Source organism: Actinopolyspora mortivallis DSM 44261 (assembly GCF_000384035.1).
Classification (GTDB): Bacteria; Actinomycetota; Actinomycetes; order Mycobacteriales; family Pseudonocardiaceae; genus Actinopolyspora; species Actinopolyspora mortivallis.
This window is the reverse complement of the sequence record NZ_KB913024.1, coordinates 2013439-2027274: the sequence shown is the minus strand read 5'-3', so window position 1 is coordinate 2027274 and position 13836 is coordinate 2013439. Positions and strand designations below refer to the sequence as shown.

At 67.2% G+C, this 13836-nt stretch carries 9 protein-coding genes; 2 read left to right on the top strand and 7 right to left on the bottom strand.

Annotated features, from left to right (window positions below):
* Positions 1 to 75 precede the first annotated feature (75 nt).
* A complete protein-coding gene (locus tag ACTMO_RS0109685; protein ID WP_019854491.1) occupies positions 76 to 1701 on the bottom strand; it encodes an amidohydrolase in 1626 nt (541 codons plus the stop codon).
* Positions 1701 to 2570, bottom strand: coding sequence for a hypothetical protein (locus ACTMO_RS0109680; protein WP_019854490.1), 870 nt, complete (start codon positions 2568 to 2570; stop codon positions 1701 to 1703). The genes ACTMO_RS0109685 and ACTMO_RS0109680 overlap by 1 nt, the downstream gene beginning before the upstream one ends.
* A gap of 307 nt (positions 2571 to 2877) precedes the next feature.
* Here ACTMO_RS0109680 and ACTMO_RS0109675 point away from each other — a divergent pair, with 307 nt between their 5' ends.
* Positions 2878 to 3804, top strand: a complete 927-nt coding sequence (locus ACTMO_RS0109675) for an NAD-dependent epimerase/dehydratase family protein (protein WP_245556295.1) — start codon at positions 2878 to 2880, stop codon at positions 3802 to 3804.
* 24 nt (positions 3805 to 3828) lie between these two features.
* Here the strand turns inward: ACTMO_RS0109675 and ACTMO_RS0109670 are convergent, their stop codons facing one another.
* Positions 3829 to 4011 (bottom strand): hypothetical protein, encoded by a 183-nt coding sequence (locus ACTMO_RS0109670; RefSeq protein WP_019854488.1) that lies wholly within the window; start codon positions 4009 to 4011, stop codon positions 3829 to 3831.
* Between the two features lie 112 nt (positions 4012 to 4123).
* A complete protein-coding gene (locus ACTMO_RS0109665) occupies positions 4124 to 4894 on the bottom strand; it encodes an enoyl-CoA hydratase-related protein (RefSeq protein ID WP_019854487.1) in 771 nt (256 codons plus the stop codon).
* A gap of 370 nt (positions 4895 to 5264) precedes the next feature.
* Here ACTMO_RS0109665 and ACTMO_RS0109660 point away from each other — a divergent pair, with 370 nt between their 5' ends.
* Complete coding sequence (locus ACTMO_RS0109660; protein ID WP_019854486.1) at positions 5265 to 6698, top strand: MFS transporter; 1434 nt, start codon at positions 5265 to 5267, stop codon at positions 6696 to 6698.
* 258 nt (positions 6699 to 6956) lie between these two features.
* On the opposite strand, the gene ACTMO_RS0109655 is transcribed toward ACTMO_RS0109660, so the two are convergent.
* From ACTMO_RS0109655 to ACTMO_RS0109645, 3 genes are all read right to left on the bottom strand, one after another.
* The gene (locus ACTMO_RS0109655) at positions 6957 to 9071 is read right to left on the bottom strand and encodes a catalase (RefSeq protein WP_019854485.1); all 2115 of its coding nucleotides are present in this window, start codon (positions 9069 to 9071) and stop codon (positions 6957 to 6959) included.
* Positions 9072 to 9318: 247 nt separating this feature from the next.
* Entirely contained in the window at positions 9319 to 10965 is a 1647-nt protein-coding gene (locus tag ACTMO_RS0109650; RefSeq protein WP_019854484.1) for a beta-N-acetylhexosaminidase, read from the bottom strand.
* A 184-nt stretch (positions 10966 to 11149) separates the two neighbouring features.
* Positions 11150 to 12892, bottom strand: a complete 1743-nt coding sequence (locus ACTMO_RS0109645) for a high affinity choline transporter 1 (RefSeq protein WP_019854483.1) — start codon at positions 12890 to 12892, stop codon at positions 11150 to 11152.
* Positions 12893 to 13836: the final 944 nt, after the last annotated feature.

Below are 13836 nucleotides of genomic sequence, written 5' to 3'. Positions count from 1 at the left end.
AGCAATAGTATTTTCAGTTTTGAATGAAATTAACGGAACACCAGCCCACCCCAAGCGGAAGACGAGGAAGGACGGTCACCGACCGGAACTGTGGACCACCCGTCCCCCCACCATCGTCAGATCCACACCGGTCTCACCGATCTCGGTGAGGGGGAGCTCGAAGGGATTCCGGTCCAGCAGGGTCAGGTCGGCGCACTTGCCCCGTTCCACGGAACCGGTGTGTCCCTCCAGGTGATGGGCGCGGGCACTGCCGATGGTGGTCGCCGCCAGGGCGTCGGCCAGCTCGAGGGACTGTTCGGGCAGCAGTGGCCACCGGTCGTCTCCCGGTTCGGTGCGGTTGACGGCCGTGTGCACGGCACGCATGGGAGCCGCTTCCGAAACCGGCCAGTCACTGCCCGCTGCCAGCAGCGCGCCCGAGTCGAGCAGGGTTCGGAACGGGTACTGCTGGTTGTAGCGTTCCCTGCCGAGGTAGGGGGCGGTCAGTTCGAGCATCGCGGTGTCGTTGTGGGCCCACTCCGCCTGGATGTTGGCAATGACCCCGAGCTCGGCGAAACGGGGGAGATCCGCCGGATCCACCACCTGCAGGTGAGCGATCTGGTGTCGGTTCGCGCTGGGACCGTTGGCGTTTCTGGCGGCATCGACGGCGTCCAGTGCCTGACGCACGGCGAGATCCCCCACGGCGTGGAAGTGCACGCCGAACCCCGCCGCGTCGAGAACCCGTACGACCTCGTCGAGTTCGGGCTGGGGCACATAGGCGATGCCGTGGCCATGGCCGTGCAGGTAGGGCCGCAGCATGGCGGCGGTGAAGTTCTCGCAGACCCCGTCGAGCATGATCTTGACGGAACGGGTTCCGAAACGGTTTCCCACCGTGGTTCTGCTCCGGTGGGTCAGTTCCGGGACCTGCTCCAGACCGCGTGTCCTGTTCCACCACAGGGAACCGGTCACCCTGCCGGTGAGCAGGTTCCCGCCGTCGAGCTGCCGGTAGTAGTCCAGCGGGTCCGGATAGCCCAGATAGGAGCCGAGGATCGCGTCGTGCCAGGCGGTCACCCCACGTTCGTGCAGGTGACGTTGTCCTTCCGACAGCGCGCGCAGGTACTCGGAGTCCGGTGTCGGGGGAACGTGTTTACTGACCAGGTCGACCGCCGTCTCGTGCAGCGTCCCGGTGGGCCTGCCGTGGTGGTCGCGCTCCACGCGCCCACCCGGCGGATCGGGGGTGTCCCGGTGGACCCCGGCCCTACGCAACGCCGCCGAGTTCACCCAGGCCCCGTGCTGGTCCTCGTTGATCAGCAGGGCTGGGCGGTCACCGGTCACCTCGTCCAGGGCCGTGCTGCTCGGGCATCCTCCGGCGAACAGCCCCATCTCCCAGCCACCTCCGAGGATCCACTCCACCCGAGGATTCGCCGCCGCGTACTCCGCCACCCGGCGCAGGCACTCGGCCTCGCTCGCACTGTCGGTCAGATCGCAGCGGATCCGTTGGAGCCCGCCGTAGAGCGGATGCACGTGGGCGTCCTGCAGCCCGGGCAGAAGCAGACGCCCGCGCAGTTCGACGACCTCGGTGCGTCCGGACACGAGTGCGGTTGCCTCCGCGTGTCCGAGGGCGACGATCCTGCCCTCCCGTACGGCCACCGCGTCGGTGAACGAACCGGCCGGGTCCATCGTGGCGACGGGACCGCCGAGGAATACCGTGTCGGCCGCAGGCATCAGGACTGTTGCTCCTCCGTGATGGCGGCCACGGCCAGTTCACGGGCCTCGTCTCCGACGTAGGGGAGCTGGAAGTCGCGTCGGCGGATGTGGTCCACCAGCTCCGGCTGGGGGGACAGGCCGTGGGTGCGCAGGTAGTAGCAGACGGCACCCGGCCAGATCCAGCTTCCGTCGGTGTGGAAGGTGAGAGGGACCGAGGAGCCGGCCGTCGGGTCGAGCCTGTCGCTGTCGTAACCGCGTGCGGCGAGGACCACCGGGGCCCTTTCCAGGTACTCCAGCACTCTGTCCCGTTCGTCGGCGGCGAGGGCGGGCCGGTTGTTCACCGGTCGTCCCACCGCGTCGGTTCCGTCGAACACCTCCGCCCTGCGGAGCTGGTCGACCGCCGTGGCGGTTTCGGGGACCCGCACACCGGCGCGTTCGGCGAGCCAGCCGGGAATGTTGTGCACGGCACGCGGGTACAGGCGAAGTTCCGCCGCGAACTCGGCGTGGGGGGGATGGTTCTCCCAGGCGGGTTCGTGTTCGCCGTCGAAATCGACGCTGTAGCTCGCCGGGCGACTGAGACGGTAGGTCGCGCTGGTCCAGGTCCCGCGGTTCTCGCGGTACATGCCGTGGCGCAGGCGGGCGAACAGCTCGCCGAGTTCGGCCGGCGGGGCCAACGGGATCTCGGTTCCGTTCGGTGCCGTCAGTTCGGCGTCCAGCTCACGGTGTGCTCCGACGGAGCGGTACCGCACGCTCACCTGGCTCCATCCGGGGGGAAGCGCCTGTACGAGGGTACGGCCGATCCGTTGAATCATCTCCTGCTGGGCCTGTTCGTCCAGCGTCCCCGGAGCGCCCGCCCCCGTGGTGTTCGGTGATTCCGGTTGGCTCATACCTGACATCCTCCCAGTCGAATGCCGCATCCGTTTGCTCCCGCGAATCGCCCGGCACCTCGCGTGCGACGGGAACAGCCCGCTCGGAAGCTTAGGGGTCGTTTCGGAACGAGCTACCGGGGTGGGTCGTGGTGGGAGGTGTTTCCGGTAGCCGACGAATATTCGGATCGACCGCGTGTGTCGGAAAACGACTGGTGAACACTCCGTGTTCAAATGCGAACACGAATTCACTCAAGGGGGTGAGGCTCCGCGCGTTAGGGTTCATGAGGGCGTCGTCGACCATGGTGCGGGGGTCTTGTCCTTGCGTGTGTTCGTAGCCGGAGCGACCGGAGTGATCGGACGCAGTCTGCTGCCGAGGCTGGCGGAACACGGCCACCGAGTGACCGCACTGGTACACGAGAGCGCCCCGTCGCCGGTTCCGGAAACCGCGGACACACTGGTGCGGGGGAACCTTCTCGAACCGGAGCGGTTGTGCGGGATCCTGGAGGACGCGGCCCCGGAGGTGGTGATACACGTGGCTTCCGGCTTCCGGGAGTGGGACCCCGCGGCCGGGATGCGGCGCACCGCGCGACTGCGGCAGCAGGGGACGAGCAATCTCGTCGCGGCCTCCCTTCACGCCGGTGCCCGTAGGATCGTGGCGCAGAGCGTGGCCGCGTACGAGCCGGGCGGCACGGGAGTGGCGGACGAACGCACACCACTGTTCACCACCGCCCCGGGACACTGGGGCGAGGCGGTGCGGGCCGCCGAACGCCTGGAGGAGTTGCTGTTCGACACCAGCGAGCTGGAGACGGTGGTGCTGCGTCTGGGTGAGCTGTACGGCGCCGGGACGTGCTACGCCCGACACGGCCGACTGTACGACCGGGTGAAGGCCAGTGAACTTCCGCTGGTGGGACGTGGTTCGGGAATGACGTCGTTCACCCACGTCGAGGACGTCGCGCGGGCCGTGCTGCTGGCCTCGCACGAGGTGGAGCCGGCCGTCTACAACATCGTGGACAACGAGCCCGCCGAGAGCGCGGAGTGGCTGCCCGCCTACGCCGGGATGATCGGAGCCCCGGAACCCGTCTCGCTCACCCCGGAGCAGGCGAGGCGGCAACTCGACTGGGAGACGGTCCACCGCCTGGCCGAACAGCGCGGCGCGACGAACTTCCGCTTCCGCGAAGCGACCGGATGGCGACCACGGTGGCCCACCTGGCGGGAGGGCTTCGCGGAGCTGTTCGGCCTGTGGCCCTCCTGAGCCGGCACGGCCCCGAGGGTGGGGTCACCCCTGCTCGTAGTCCTCCTCGGTGGGCACCACGATCTCCTGTTCGACCAGGTCCGCGGGATCGGCGTCCGGATGCAGCTCCGAGTCCGCCGGACCGGACGGGAGTTCGTTCTCCTCGGCGGGATTCCCGTAGTACTGGGCCTGTTCGGCCACGTCCCCTTCCGGTTTTTCGAAATCCATGGCGCTCACTCCTGCCGACTCCACGTGGATCGGTCAACCGTACTGGGGCGTCGGGTGACTCTCCTCGACACGGCACCCCGGGCGAATCCGTCTCCGCCCAGGCACCGTCGGATCAGTCCCGCGACGAGGAACGCGCCCCGTACCGCCCCGGCCCTGTCCTGCCCCGGGAGTCCCCGTTCCCGCGCAGGACGGTCATCATCCGGTTGTGTGCCGCGTACGCGGCCAGTTCCGAGGCGGTCTCCAGACCACTGTAGATCCGCTGCTTGATTTCCGCCATCGCCGCTGGCGAGTACTCCAGAGCGAGAGTCCGCGCGTACTCCAGAGCGCTGGGCAGCACCTTCTGCCTGGGCACGACCCGATCCACCAGTCCCAGGGAACGGGCCTGGAGGCCGGTCACCTTCCGTGCTGACAACAGCAGGTCCATCGCACGGTCGATGCCCACCAGTTTCGGCAGCAGCCAGCCCACCCCGTGTTCGGCCACCAGGTCGGCGCGACCGAACGCCGTGGTCAGACTGGTCTCGGGGGAGGTGAAACGGATGTCGGTGAACAGCGCGGCCGCCAGACCCGCTCCCGAGGCGGTGCCGTTGATCGCGGTGATCACGGGTTTGCCCAGGCGCATGCTCAGGTTCGGGCCGCGGGAGGTGCCCTCGGGGGCGGAGCGTTCGACTCCGGGAGCCGTGATGTCCGAGCCGGCGCAGAAGCCGTTTCCGGCTCCCGTGACCACGATCGAGCGGACAGCGGGGTCCCGGTCGGCCTCCTCCAGCAGGGCACAGTAGCGGTCCCGCATGGTCGGGGTCCAGGCGTTGAGCCGTTCGGGCCGGTTCAACGTCAACAGCAGTACCGCGTCGTGATGCTCGGCCAGGACCTCGTCGGTATTCGCCATGCGATCACCTCCGCCGGGGCTGGTCGAAACCTACCCAGCCCTGTGACTCATCACAAGCCCGCTGACTCCGGATGGGTGAGTGACCCCGCCCTGTCGATGAGGTGCCGCCCGGTCTGACCTTTCCGTGTCGGGGACGATCCGCTTGCTCTCCTCCGCCGGGTCGGTTTTGTCGGAAACCGGCGGACGGGGCCGGGTGACGATGGACACGAGGGGGCGGTGACGCCGTGCGCAGCGCCCCATCCGCAACGACTTCCAAGCAGGTGGAAGCCGTTGCGGACGGGTTCGTCCCGTCCCGGGCCCGGCGGGCGGGACCGGGTGCTTCGTGATGAGCTGGACCGGCCGGTCCCGATGTCTCCCGACGAGGTGAGTGGTGAGTCGAGTCGAACGAGGATCGCCCACGTCCCCGGAGCAACGGGAAAGCACCAACGAGCACCGCTGGCGCGTGCTCGCCCTGTGCCTGCTGGCCGGGTTCATGACCCTGTTGGACGTCAGCATCGTCAACGTCGCGCTGCCCTCGATCCAACACGGACTCGAGGCTCCGCACGTGGCGCTGTCCTGGGTCGTGTCCGGGTACGCGTTGACGTTCGGGCTGGTGCTGGTGCCGATGGGCAAGCTCGGTGACGCCCACGGTCGGGGCAGGATGTTCCTGGTCGCGCTCGCGCTGTTCACGCTGGCCAGCGCCTTGGCCGGCATGGCGTTGAACCCACTGTGGCTCGTGCTGGCCCGGTTGTTGCAGGGGGCGGCCGGCGGCATGCTCAACCCCCAGGTGATCGGGCTCATCCAGCAGCAGTTCCACGGACGGGAACGCGGCACCGCCTTCGGCATGTTCGGCGCGGTGGTCGGCCTCTCGACGGCGGTCGGGCCGTTGCTGGGCGGGCTGATCATCGAGCTGGCCGGGGTGCAGCAGGGATGGCGGTGGGTGTTCTTCGTCAACATCCCCATCGGGGTGATCGCCCTGCTGGCCGCCCTCCGGTTCATGCCCCGTTCCAGGGGGTCCGCGGAGCTGCGCGGCACCGATCTTCCCGGGGTGCTGCTGCTCGGATCCGGAACGGTGTGTCTGTTGCTTCCGTTGGTGGACCAGCAGGACCTCGGAAGGCTGAGCTGGTTGCTGTGGGCCGCCGCTCCGGTACTGCTGGCACTGTTCGTCGGGTGGGAATACCGCTACACGAACAAGGAGGGCTCTCCCCTCATCGACCTGCGGCTGTTCCGGATCAGCAGCTACAGTTTCGGCTCCGCGCTCGGGATGCTGTACTTCGCCGGGTTCACCGGCATCTTCTTCGTGCTCGCGGTGTACTTCCAACGCGGACTGGGGTATTCGGCGTTGCAGGCGGGACTGGCGCTGACTCCCTTCGCCGTGGGATCGGCGGTTTCCTCCGCCTTCAGCGGACGGGCGGTGCATCGGATGGGTCGACGTGTGGTGCTGCTCGGGCTGTCCGGGGCACTGCTCGGGCTGTTGGCCACGCAGCTGTTGCTGGCCGGGCGGCTCGGGCACTCCGCCGGGATGGTCACCGCGTTACCGCTGCTGGTGGCCGGTGTGGGCAGCGGCATGGTCATCTCGCCGAACCAGACCGTCACCCTCAGCGGAGTGGAGGTCACCCGTGGCGGTACCGCCGCGGGGGTACAGCAGACGGGACAGCGGATCGGTACCGCCATCGGTACCGCCACGGCCTCCGGCCTGTTCTTCTCCCAGCTTCCCGGGGACTACGACGTGGCCATCTCGCACGGTCTGGTGGCCTCGGTCTGCTTCGTCGCGGCCGCGATGCTCGTCGGTCTCGCCGAGCTGACACTGTGCCGGCAACGGTGAGGGGACGGTTGGTGGAGAAGGGGGAGAGAGAAGAAGCGGACTGTGTCATTCGGCAACGAATCCCGTCGTCGCACCGTCCCGTGCCGCCCCGTTTCGACAGGGTGGCACACACCCGTGTTCGGCACGGAACTGAGTGGTGAACACGCTCGGAGCGGCCGCGCGCGGTCCCGCCCGGCGACCCGGGGGGCGACAGACAGGGCGGGACCGGGGTCGCGCCTCGGCTGTTTCTCCGGAGCGCGAGGACGGCCGTTCGGGTTCTCAGGCGACCACAGCCGCCGTCTCCCTGCTCCACACCCGGTGTCCCGCGAGGAGCTCGGCGAACTCGGAGAGGAAATCCCAGGGGACGGAACCCTCGGTTTCGGCCACGGTGACGACCCCCTGGTCAGTCACCACGTCCGGCCCCTCGGCGTGGCGCACCTCGATACCGGCGCGTCGCAGCAGCCTCGTACCCTCCCCACTGGCGGCGACCGGTTTGGCGTGCTTGTAGGCCTCGGCCACGAAATGCACGGCATAACCGTCGGCGAGCAGCGTCTCCACGCTGTCCGCCCCTCCCGGCACGAACACGGCGTCGTACAGCACCGAGGAGGTGGTGGTGACCGCCCCGTTCACGGTCACCTCGGTGGAGCCGGCCGAGCGCAGCGTGCCGTCCCTGGGAGCCAGCAGTTCGGCCGTGGCGTCGCGTTCGGCGAGATAGCGGCGCAGCTGGTCGACCGCCTCGGCCTGCACACCGTCGGCGAGCAGCACCGCCACCTTCCGGGTGGCTATGGAGTCGGTCGCCGAGTTCGCCTGGCTCAGTGCCGGTGAACTGCGTCCGTGGTTGGTGGTGGCCGGAGCCGATGGGGGGCTCACCCCGATACCGGTGGCCACGCGGGTGGCCAGGTCGTGGTCGACGTGGTTGAGGTGCTCGACCGTGCGCTCCCGGATGTGGGTGTGTTCGACCTTGCCCAGTTCGAAGCGGAACGCGGCGACGATGTGCTCCTTCTCCCAGTCGGCCATGCTGTTCCAGAAGAGCGTCGCCTGCGTGTAGTGGTCCTTGAAGCTCTCGCTGCGTTTGCGGATCTTGGCTCCTTCCACCTTCTCCTGATAGTGGGAGAAGGCCCCGTTCTCCGTTCCGGCCAGTGCCGGACAGCCCCCGGCGAGGCTGTTGTCGTAGTAGCTGGTGCGACCGCGGTGGATTCTCATCTGCGCGAATCCGTCCCGTTGGTTGTTGGTCACCTCGGCGACGGGGCGGTTCACCGGTATCTGCGCGAAGTTCGGACCACCGAGGCGGATGAGCTGGGTGTCCAGATAGGAGAAGTTGCGGGCCTGCAACAACGGGTCGTTCGTGAAGTCGATGCCGGGAACGACGTTCGCCGTGTGGAAGGCCACCTGTTCCGTTTCCGCGAAGAAGTTGTCGGGGTTCCTGTCCAGCCGCATGCGCCCGACCGGCCGTACGGGGACCTCCTCCTCGGGGATGATCTTGGTGGGGTCGAGCAGGTCGAAGTCGAAGTCGAACTCCCTGGACTCGTCGACCAGTTGTACGCCCAGTTCCCACTCGGGGTAGTTGCCGGACTCGATCGCCTCCCACAGGTCCGCCCGGTTGAAGTCGGGATTCTTGCCGGCCGCCTTCTGGGCCTCGTCCCACACCAGGGAGTGCGTGCCCAGCAGGGGCTTCCAGTGGAACTTGACGAAGGTCCCCCGTCCCGCGGAGTTGACCAGTCGGAAGGTGTGGACCCCGAAGCCCTGCATCATGCGGTAGCTGCGCGGAATGGCCCGGTCGGACATCAGCCACATCATCATGTGCATGGTTTCCGGTTGCAGGGAGACGAAGTCCCACAGGGTGTCGTGCGCGGAGGCGCCCTGGGGGATCTCGTTGTGCGGTTCCGGCTTGACGGCGTGCACGAAGTCGGGGAACTTGATGCCGTCCTGGATGAAGAACACGGGCATGTTGTTGCCGACCAGGTCGTAGTTGCCCAGTTCCGTGTAGAACTTCGTGGCGAACCCGCGAACGTCCCGTACCGTGTCGTTGGACCCCCGGGACCCCTGCACGGTGGAGAAACGCACGAACACGGGGGTGCGCTTGCCCGGATCGGTGAGGAACTCGGCCGTGGTGTAGTCGGCCAACCAGGTGTCGTAGGGCTGGAAGTGCCCGTAGGCCCCGGCCCCTCTGGCGTGTACCACTCGTTCGGGGATGCGCTCGTGGTCGAAGTGGGTGATCTTCTCCCGGGCGTGGAAGTCCTCCAGGAGGGTGGGGCCGCGTTCCCCGACCGACACCGAGTCGTCGGTGTGGTCCACGCGTACTCCCTGCTGGGTCGTCAGATACCCGTCCTGGGAATCCTTGCGGACCCCGTCGAGTTGGTTCTGCTTGTCGTCCTGCCGGTCCTGGGACGCCATGTGTGTCACCTCCGAGTGCGGACACGGGACTCGTGTCCCGGGTTCCCACTCGGTGTGCTCGTTATTCGTGGCCCACGGAGAGTTCCGCTCCCTCCGGGAAGGAATCCGGCGTTCCCCGGAAGGAGGCCGGGGAAGGGGGAGTGCGGAAGGCGGGGATCGTTTTCCGGCCCCGAGCCGAACCGAAAACGGCGCATCCCGGCACGAGGTCGGGATGCGCCGTGGGCTCTTCCGTCCGGGAACGGAACGGTCAGTTGTCCGACCAGGGAATCTGTTCGGAGCGGTAGAAGTCGATCCCCTGCTCCTGCCAGCGGGGAGCCTGATGGGCGACCCGGTTCCGGAAGGACTCCCAGTCGTGTGCGCCGGCCGGGGACCACCCGAGCTCGGCGACGGCGGGCAGTCGGGGGAACGCCATGAACTCGATGTGGTCGGAGGTGGTCAGGGTTTCACTCCACAGCGGGGCCTCCACCCCGGCCACGGCGCTTTCCGGCACGGACTCCATGTGTGTGCCGGGGTCCCACTGGTAGGCCTCCCGGACGGTGGTCGGTCCGGCCCAGTCCAGTCCGAGTTCGGTGTCCTCGTTGTACTTCTGGTCCAGGTAGCTGTGGTTGGCGGGCGAGAGCAGGATCGGATTGCCGCGTTCGGCCGCCTCGGCGACTTCCTCGTTCGAGGTCGATGTGCCCCAGTACTGCACCATCGCCTCCTTGGAGGGAGTGGCCTTGGCGTACTCGTGCCATCCCACGGGGGTCTTGCCGTACTTCTCGACCAGAGGCAGCACGCGGGACATGAACCGCTGGTAGTCCTCGTCGGTGGTCGAGTGGGCCTCGTCGCCTCCGATGTGCAGGTAGCGGCCCGGAGTCAGCTCGGCGACCTCGCGGATGACGTCCTCGACGAAGCGGTAGGTGATCTCCTTGTCCACGCACAGGGAGCTGAACCCGACCTCGATCCCGGTGTACAGCGGTGGGGCCTTACCGTCGCAGTTCAGCTCGGCGTAGGAGGACAGCGCCGCGTTGGTGTGCCCGGGCATGTCGATTTCGGGGACCACAGTGATGTTGCGTTCGGCCGCGTAGCGGACGATCTCGGTGAACTGCCGCTTCGTGTAGTAGCCGCCGTCACCGCCCCCCACTTCGGTGCTTCCTCCGTGGGTGGTCAGCCTGGGCCAGCTGTCGATCTGGATCCGCCAGCCCTGGTCGTCGGTCAGGTGCAGGTGCAGATAGTTGATCTTGTACTGGGCGATCTGGTCGATATAGCGTTTGAGCTGGTCCACCCCGAAGAAGTGGCGTGCGACGTCCAGCATCGCCGAGCGGTGCTCGAAGCGTGGTTTGTCCACGATCGTTCCGGCGGGCACGGGCCAGGGACCGTGCCGGGGGAAGTCGCTTTCGGCTTTGGCGGGCAGCAGTTGTCGCAGCGTCTGGGTTCCGTAGAAGAGTCCTTCGGAGCTGGTCGCGTGGATCGTGAGCCGGTCTCCCCGCACCTCCATGCGGTAACCGGACTCGCCCAGCCGCCCTTCGGAACCGTCCAGCTTCAGCACGATGTCGCCCCGCTCGGGCTCGCCCCGGTTGAGTAACAGCCCGTAGCCGGTGGAGGGACGCAGTTGTCGTTGCAGGTAACGGCCCACCTCGGTGGCTTCCGTGTTTCCACGGGGCGTGTGGATGCCGGTGTTCCACCTGATGTGGAACCTCTCGCCCGGGATCGGATCGACCGAGGTCGGTGCGGGGATGACGTCGCCCAGCGCCGTGGATCCCCCGTTCGGAGGTTGGCCGTTGCCCCGATCCGGGGTGGGTTGGGGGGCCGCCGCCGAGACCGTGCCGCAGGCCAGCAGGGCGCTCGTGGCCAGGGCGAGGGCGGCCGGAAGTCGGTGGTGGTGTTTTCGGGTGTTCTCCCGAGGTCGTTTCATGGTGGTCTGTACCTTTCTTCGGAAACGGTCGGATAAGGTATAGACCAAAGTGACGGGTGTGGTATATCACCCGGATGGAGTAGGCCTGCTGCCGCGGAACCAGTAACCACGGGACACGAAAGAGCTCGGCACCGTTCGCCCTACCGGGCGCCACGGTGCCGAGCTCCGCACGGATCGGACCGGTTCAGACCCTGGCGGTGGAGACCTCCTCCTCACGGGAGGGTTCCTCGACGAGGTCGTTGCCCCACTCGGCGCGTTCCGGGGTGTCCGGTTCGAGGGCCGCCATCGGCACCGGAGCACTCCTGCGTCGGGTGATCGCCGAGACCACCATGATGGTCAGCAGGGAGGCCACCATCGTCACGGTGCGGAACGGGAACTGGACCGCCCCGTCCTCGTACCAGGGCCAGGGGAGGAACGGCGAGATCCCGAAGAGGTCCTCACCCGCGGACAGGCGCAGCACCACGGCGACGACGAAGCCGCAGGCGGCTCCGACGCGGTTGGCCCACGGCACGAACAGGGCGCACACCAGCATCGGGAACAGCATCACGAAGATCAGGTCGCTGGCCAGGTACCACAGGTCGTAGACGCTGCTGGCTCGCAGCGCCATCAGGGTCGCCGCCGCGCCGATGATCACGATCAGCCTGCGGATCATCTTCTGCACCTGGTCGGAGTCGGCCCTGGGGTTCACCAGGCGGCGGTACACGTTCCAGCCGGTCAGCGAGGAGGCCGAGAGTACGGAGGAGTCGACGCTGGACATCACGGCGGCGGCGAGCACGCCGAGCCCGAGGGCGGCCACCCCGGTGGGAAGCAGGTAGCGCAGCACGTAGGGCAGCACCATGGACGGGTTGTCCAGCGGGGGAGCCCCCTCCGCCTGGAAGTTGGCCGCCGTGGCCACGATCCCGATGAGCACCGGCGGGATGGCCGCGAGCACGCACATGACGCCGGCGCCGATCGAGAGCCTGCGGGCGTTGCGCGGGCTGCTGGAGGAGAGTACCCGCTGGAAGTACACCTGCCAGGGGATACCGCCCAGCATCAGGGCGAGACCGGAGTCCCACCAGGTCCAGTAGGCGTGCCCCCAGCCCGGATCGTCCCAGCCGGTCAACGGCGGGAAGAGGGAGGCGTAGGACTCGAAGTCGAAGTTCGAGGGATAGTTCGCCCAGGCCTCTCCCATGCCGCCGACGGCGGAGGCGGCGAAGGGAACGGCCACGACGAGACCGACGAAGATCAGCACGACCTGGACCACGTCGGTGATGGCCACCGACCACATGCCGCCGACCACCGTGTAGGCGATCGCGATGACGGCGGAGAGGATGATCGAGACGGTGAAGTCCAGACCGATGATGGTGCCGAAGGTGGTTCCCAGCGCCGTGAGGATGGCACCGGTCCAGAAGATCTCCCCGAGGATGGCCGGGATCGAACCGAGTCCGGCGACGTGTTTGCCGAACCGGATGTCGATGGGATCCAGCATCGTGGTGAACCGACCCCTGCGCATCTTCTTCGCGAAGAAGAGACCGCCGATCAGCAGACTCAGCGCATAACCCCAGGGGGCCTGTGCCCAGGCCATGCCGCTGCTGAACGTGCTCTCGGCGGCACCACTGATGTAGCCTCCACCGACCCAGGTCGCCGTCATCGTGAACACGCCGATCCACAGCGGCATGTTGCGCCCCGCGACCATGGTGTCGCCGAGCCCGCCTCCGCGTCGGGCGGCCACGAAAGCACCCAGCCAGTAGAACAGGGCGTAGAACGCCAGCATGGCGATCAGTCCTGGCCAGGAAACATTCGGCTCCGCGATGGCCACGTAGCCGAGGGCGAAAGCCAGAACGGTCACGAAGATGCCGATCTTCAACATGCCACGTTTGCCCCCGCCGACAACCGGTGGTCGGGTGCTGTCGTCACCGTTCGTACGTGTTTCGGCAGGCACGTTCATCCCTTCCTGTTGGTGCCAGAACGGTTCGGCACCATAGCCAGAAATAGCTTGGATGTACAGATGTACTAGTTACGTCGAGATAACGAACTCTTGTTGTCGACCGTCCTGCCCGTGTCGTGTTCGCTCGGTGTTCGCACGTGATCCCGATAGTCAAAATGCCAGGTCAGAAAGCTTCCAATTCGTTTCTTCGTGCTCGCTCGGCCGTGTTCGGACCTCGACCGAAGCGGCGGCGCACAAGGGGTGCGCTGTTGTGGTCCTCACGGGAAAAACGGATGTGTGTTCTGTGTCACCAATACTTGTGAAAACGTTTTGCTCGGGGTTTGCGACATCCGTTCGTCGGATTGCTTTCACACGCATAGTATTTGAACGATTACTCGGAGTTTTTTGATTTTTCGGTCGCCTAGGAAGGCTTCCGTGGGGTGTCTTTGTGGTCGATCCGTGTGATGACTGTGATTACTGCGGATTGTCGACAATTTTATGGTAGGGAAGTGGAATCGTCCGTCGTCGGGGTGGGAGGTCTCTACGGCGAGTGGGGCCGATCACCTCGGCGGGTCGGAATGGGCGTGCCGCCCTCGGCCCCGCAGCCTCTCGGCGCACGGAGGCCACCGCTCGGCGCGGTGTTACGTGTTGCACCAGGACACCGGAGGTTCGACCGCGCACAATCGGTGGGGAAAGCGGTGAGAGCCAGCCCGGAGTCGGCGGAGGTGTTGACTCGGATGCGCGGTGACGCGGCACAGGTCCCGGAGGCGGACGACGGTGACGCCCCGGGGGAACGGCAACTTCCCACCGCCCCGTGCTCCGTGGTGTGGAGTGAGGGGCATCCGTTCGTCCTCGAAGGGCTCGGAGGGCGTTGGTGTTGGGTGGGAGTGGACGACAGGGGGCGTCCACGCTTCCTCAGTAACGCCGACCTCCGGCGCAGGGGGTGGACTCCACCCGCCCGGTGA

What these genes read in the sequence shown, in the direction of transcription:
- ACTMO_RS0109655 (WP_019854485.1), bottom strand. Translation starts at nt 9,071, where the DNA reads ATGGCGTCCCAGGACCGGCAGGACGACAAGCAGAACCAACTCGACGGG.
- ACTMO_RS0109645 (WP_019854483.1), bottom strand. Translation starts at nt 12,892, where the DNA reads ATGAACGTGCCTGCCGAAACACGTACGAACGGTGACGACAGCACCCGA.
- ACTMO_RS0109680 (WP_019854490.1), bottom strand. Translation starts at nt 2,570, where the DNA reads ATGAGCCAACCGGAATCACCGAACACCACGGGGGCGGGCGCTCCGGGG.
- ACTMO_RS0109685 (WP_019854491.1), bottom strand. Translation starts at nt 1,701, where the DNA reads ATGCCTGCGGCCGACACGGTATTCCTCGGCGGTCCCGTCGCCACGATG.
- ACTMO_RS0109670 (WP_019854488.1), bottom strand. Translation starts at nt 4,011, where the DNA reads ATGGATTTCGAAAAACCGGAAGGGGACGTGGCCGAACAGGCCCAGTAC.
- ACTMO_RS0109665 (WP_019854487.1), bottom strand. Translation starts at nt 4,894, where the DNA reads ATGGCGAATACCGACGAGGTCCTGGCCGAGCATCACGACGCGGTACTG.
- ACTMO_RS0109650 (WP_019854484.1), bottom strand. Translation starts at nt 10,965, where the DNA reads ATGAAACGACCTCGGGAGAACACCCGAAAACACCACCACCGACTTCCG.